This is a genomic window from Gemmata algarum (assembly GCF_034097035.1).
GTDB lineage: Bacteria > Planctomycetota > Planctomycetia > Gemmatales > Gemmataceae > Gemmata > Gemmata algarum.
This window is the reverse complement of sequence record NZ_JAXBLV010000042.1, coordinates 1-3615: the sequence shown is the minus strand read 5'-3', so window position 1 is coordinate 3615 and position 3615 is coordinate 1. Positions and strand designations below refer to the sequence as shown.

5 protein-coding genes are annotated in these 3615 nt (G+C 67.2%); 2 read left to right on the top strand and 3 right to left on the bottom strand.

What is annotated here, in order from left to right:
• Positions 1–104: 104 nt before the first annotated feature.
• Together R5W23_RS05800 and R5W23_RS05795 are read left to right on the top strand one after the other, a co-directional pair.
• Positions 105–1040, top strand: a complete 936-nt coding sequence (locus R5W23_RS05800) for an SPFH domain-containing protein (RefSeq protein ID WP_320685515.1) — start codon at positions 105–107, stop codon at positions 1038–1040.
• Positions 1041–1050: 10 nt separating this feature from the next.
• Positions 1051–1314 (top strand): hypothetical protein, encoded by a 264-nt coding sequence (locus R5W23_RS05795; RefSeq protein ID WP_320685514.1) that lies wholly within the window; start codon positions 1051–1053, stop codon positions 1312–1314.
• Between the two features lie 112 nt (positions 1315–1426).
• On the opposite strand, the gene R5W23_RS05790 is transcribed toward R5W23_RS05795, so the two are convergent.
• The 3 genes from R5W23_RS05790 to R5W23_RS05780 form a co-directional block, all read right to left on the bottom strand.
• Entirely contained in the window at positions 1427–2140 is a 714-nt protein-coding gene (locus tag R5W23_RS05790) for a hypothetical protein (protein WP_320685513.1), read from the bottom strand.
• Positions 2141–2372: 232 nt separating this feature from the next.
• Complete coding sequence (locus R5W23_RS05785) at positions 2373–2672, bottom strand: recombinase family protein (RefSeq protein WP_320685516.1); 300 nt, start codon at positions 2670–2672, stop codon at positions 2373–2375.
• 237 nt (positions 2673–2909) lie between these two features.
• Positions 2910–3329: a hypothetical protein gene (locus R5W23_RS05780; RefSeq protein WP_320685512.1), complete on the bottom strand. Its 420-nt coding sequence runs from the start codon at positions 3327–3329 to the stop codon at positions 2910–2912.
• Between the last annotated feature and the right edge of the window lie 286 nt (positions 3330–3615).

The window sequence follows — 3615 nt, the reverse complement described above, 5'->3', positions numbered from 1 at the left end:
TGATTTCGCAGTGATAGGCCGAAATCGGCGGCCCCGCTTGGCGAACACTCCAACAGAGCGCACGATTTCAAAGTGATATCAAAACAGTATCGGAGACACCTGTCGTGGAAGACCGCGAACTGAAGCTGAATTCCGGCTGGGTGGCACTGCTCGGAATGTTCTTGTGGCTGGGCGTGTTGATCTCGCTGGTCGTCACGTCGGTGCAACAGCACGCGCCGGAACTCGCGTGGGGCATCGTGCCGCTGTGGGTGTTATGGCTGTTCGCCTGGGCCGGGTTCATCGTGAACGGGCCGAACCAGGCGCGGGTGGTGCAACTGTTCGGCAAGTACGTCGGCACGGTGCGGCGGACCGGGTTCTTCTACGGCAACCCGCTGTACTGGCGCACCCGGGTGAGTTTGCGGGTGCGGACGTTCGAGACCGGCATGAACAAGACCGAGGAGAAGAAGGACGCCGCGGGGACGGTGCTGGTGCCGGCGAGCACGCACCGCGAGCCGATCAAGGTGAACGACAAGGACGGCACCCCGATCGAGATCTCCGCGGTGGTGCTGTGGAAGGTGGTGAACCCGACGGAGGCGGTGTTCCAGGTGGACGACTACGAGGAGTTCGTGAAGCTCCAGGCGGACGCCGCGCTCCGCAGCCTCGCGAGTCGGTACAGCTACGACGCGCCGGACAGCGACGCGCACTCGCTCCGGGGGCACATCGAGGAAGTGGCCACGCAACTGAAGCACGAGTTGCACACCCGGATGCAGATGGCGGGCGTGGAGGTGCTCGAGGCGCGGATCAGCTACCTGGCCTACGCCCGCGAGATCGCGGCGGCGATGCTCCAGCGCCAGCAGGCCGGGGCCATCGTCGCGGCCCGGTCGCAGATCGTGGCCGGCGCGGTCGGGATGGTCGAGAGCGCGCTGGACCTGCTGAAGGAGCGGAACGTGATCGAACTGGACCCGGAGCGCCGGGCCGCGATGGTGAGCAACCTCTTGGTCGTGCTGTGCGGGCACTCGGTGCCGCAACCGGTGCTGAACACCGGCACGCTGTACAACTAACTCCCCTCTCGTGAGGACGAAGGGCGGGGCGACGGGCGACGCAGCCGGCTGCGTCACCCGCGCGGCCGTCCTCCGGCACGTCATGGCCAAGAAGGAAGTGAAGCCGTTCCTGCTGCGGCTCGATCCCAGGGTCCACGCCGCCGTCCAGCGGTGGGCCGAGGAGGACCTGCGCAGCCTGAACGGGCAGATCGAGTTCATCCTGCGCCAGGCGCTCGCGAAGCGCGGGATCAAGCTCGACGCGCCGGACGAGGAACCGCCCGCCGCGAGCGGGTGACGCCGGCTCCCGCGCTGTTTCAGCGACAAGCGGCACGGGCGCCAATCGTTCACCCGCGTTCGCACCGGACGCCTTCCCGGGCCGAACGCGACCGCGCCGCGGGGACGCGGCTCTACTGGTACCCAAGCACCAGCGACACCCGTTCCACCGGATGTCCCGCGCGACCGGCTGGGGCTTCGGACGGCAGAACCCGGTGTTTCCACTCGTACCGGCTCTCACCGCTCAGCAAGAGCAGCGCCCCGAACGGCAGCGTGATGTCGGTCACCGCGCCGCCCTTTACGATCTGGAACCGCGCCTCGCGCTGAACGTTCAAGATCATCGTCACCACGCCGTTCGACGGGATGTCGACGTGGAACGGGAACCCCGCGACCCGGCCGTTCGCGCGGCGGTAGAAGTTGGCGGTGAGCTTCCACGTCAGCTCTTGCTGCGGGGTCACGAGCCCTTCGGACGCCACGAGCCCGTGAACGCCCGGAACCAGTTCGTCGCGAACGAAATCGGGAAGGTTCGCGTCCCGCTGGAAGTACCCCAGCGAGTGCCCGTCTTCCCCGTACCGCGGAAAGTACTCGGCCCGGATCGTGCGCCCCTGGTCCTCGGTAAGCGTCACACGCGCGAAGTGCTCCTCGCTCGCGAGGTTGTGATCCGCGCTGCGGACGTACGCGGGTTGCGGGATGTGCGCCCGCTCGGACGCGCCGCCCTGCCCGACCGCGGCTTCGAGCCGCTCGTACAGGCGGAGCGCGTGCGCCAACAGACCGGCGCACGCCACGGGAGCAAAATAGGTGGGATCGAACAGAAATCCCGGGACGTGCGGGACGCGCTGGAGCGACATGGGCGTGTTCCGGAGGCGGTAGGCGACACAAGAAAATACCGGCCGCGTCCGTCGCGCTTTCGGAACCACCATTAACGCGGTCCACACGCCGCCCCAATTCGGTCCGGCCGCACGAGGCGGACGAGTCGCCGAGTTCCACGAGACACAACGCGAACGCGCACCAACGGGTCGCGCGAGGCGTGAGGCCTCGATCGGGTTCACACTCTTGACAACGCCAGTCCCGATTCGTGCGCTAGCTCAGCCGGGCGCACCGTTCCAGCAACCGGTGCCAGCCCTTGCACGACCGGGCCAAGCGGCTCATCTCCACCCCCAGGATCATGCCGACGCAGTCGAGGGCGACCTCGGCCAGGAGCCGCTGGACCCCGAGCCGGCCCTCGATGGACGGGCCGCTCTTGCCCAGGTCGTCGATGGTGGTGACCCGGTCGCGGACCCACCCGAGCGCGACGGCCCGGTCCACCCGCGCGTACTGGCGGGCCGTCGATTCCTTGTGGTCGGCGACCTGCTGGGGCGTCGGGTGACGGGCATAGACGATGGCTCCGCGGTCCAGGTGTCAGCTCTTGAGCTTGGGTGATCGGAGCGTCTCACTCATGACCAGCCTCCTTGCGGGCGTTGGCCGCGTGGAGCCGGGGGGCCGTTGACCGAGCCGGTCGCGGAGTTGCTTCTGCCGATCCGCCGGACGGCGCACCCGAACGGCCCTGGTTACTCCCCGCCCTTGCGCTTGGACGGGGCGCGGTCGTCGAGCGGCGGCGGGGCGGTTGCCGCCGCGCGGTCAGCCCATGTTCTTGGCGTCGGGAACGACTTTGGGGAGTTGATCGGTCGGCAGGTCCTTGGACTCGATTTTGATGCCGGTGACCGGGTACACCTTGCCCTGCTTGTCCTTCCGCCCGATCAACCGGATGCGGGTGTCGCCCGCCTTTTCGACCACGTACCCGTCGGTCTGCCAGTCATCTACGGCCGATGCGACCTTCGTCGGGTTGTACCCTCCGCCGTAGCAGATTGGAACCACATTAGCTGGAAGCCCCCCCCCGAAGGTGACGGTGTAGGTGATGGTGAAGTTCCCGCCCTCGGGTGGGTTCGGCGGCCCGCGCAAGTCGAGGACCACGCCCGAGGGCTTGGGGTCATCGGCGTGCACCGCAGTCGTGGCGCTGAGCGCGAACAGCAGCAAAAAAGGAATCGTGAGGGCTCGCATTGTCGAAAACTCCTGCGGTTGCAAGATCGAGAGTCAGAGTCAGGCAACTCAAACGCCGATGGCCCATGGCGATCGTTGCCCGCACCTGTGACGGTGAACGGGAAGCGGACGCGCCGACCAGCGACTTGCCTCTGCCCGGTCGAAAGTGCCGAAGCTGACTAAGCACACGGGCGAGGCTGTTACTGCGTCCCGGGTGGCTAATGCTTCATCCGATCGCCGCTGAAATCGATCAACCGCCAAGGGTTTCGAGTTCAGCGGGGGAGCATTAGCCACCCGGGACGCAGTA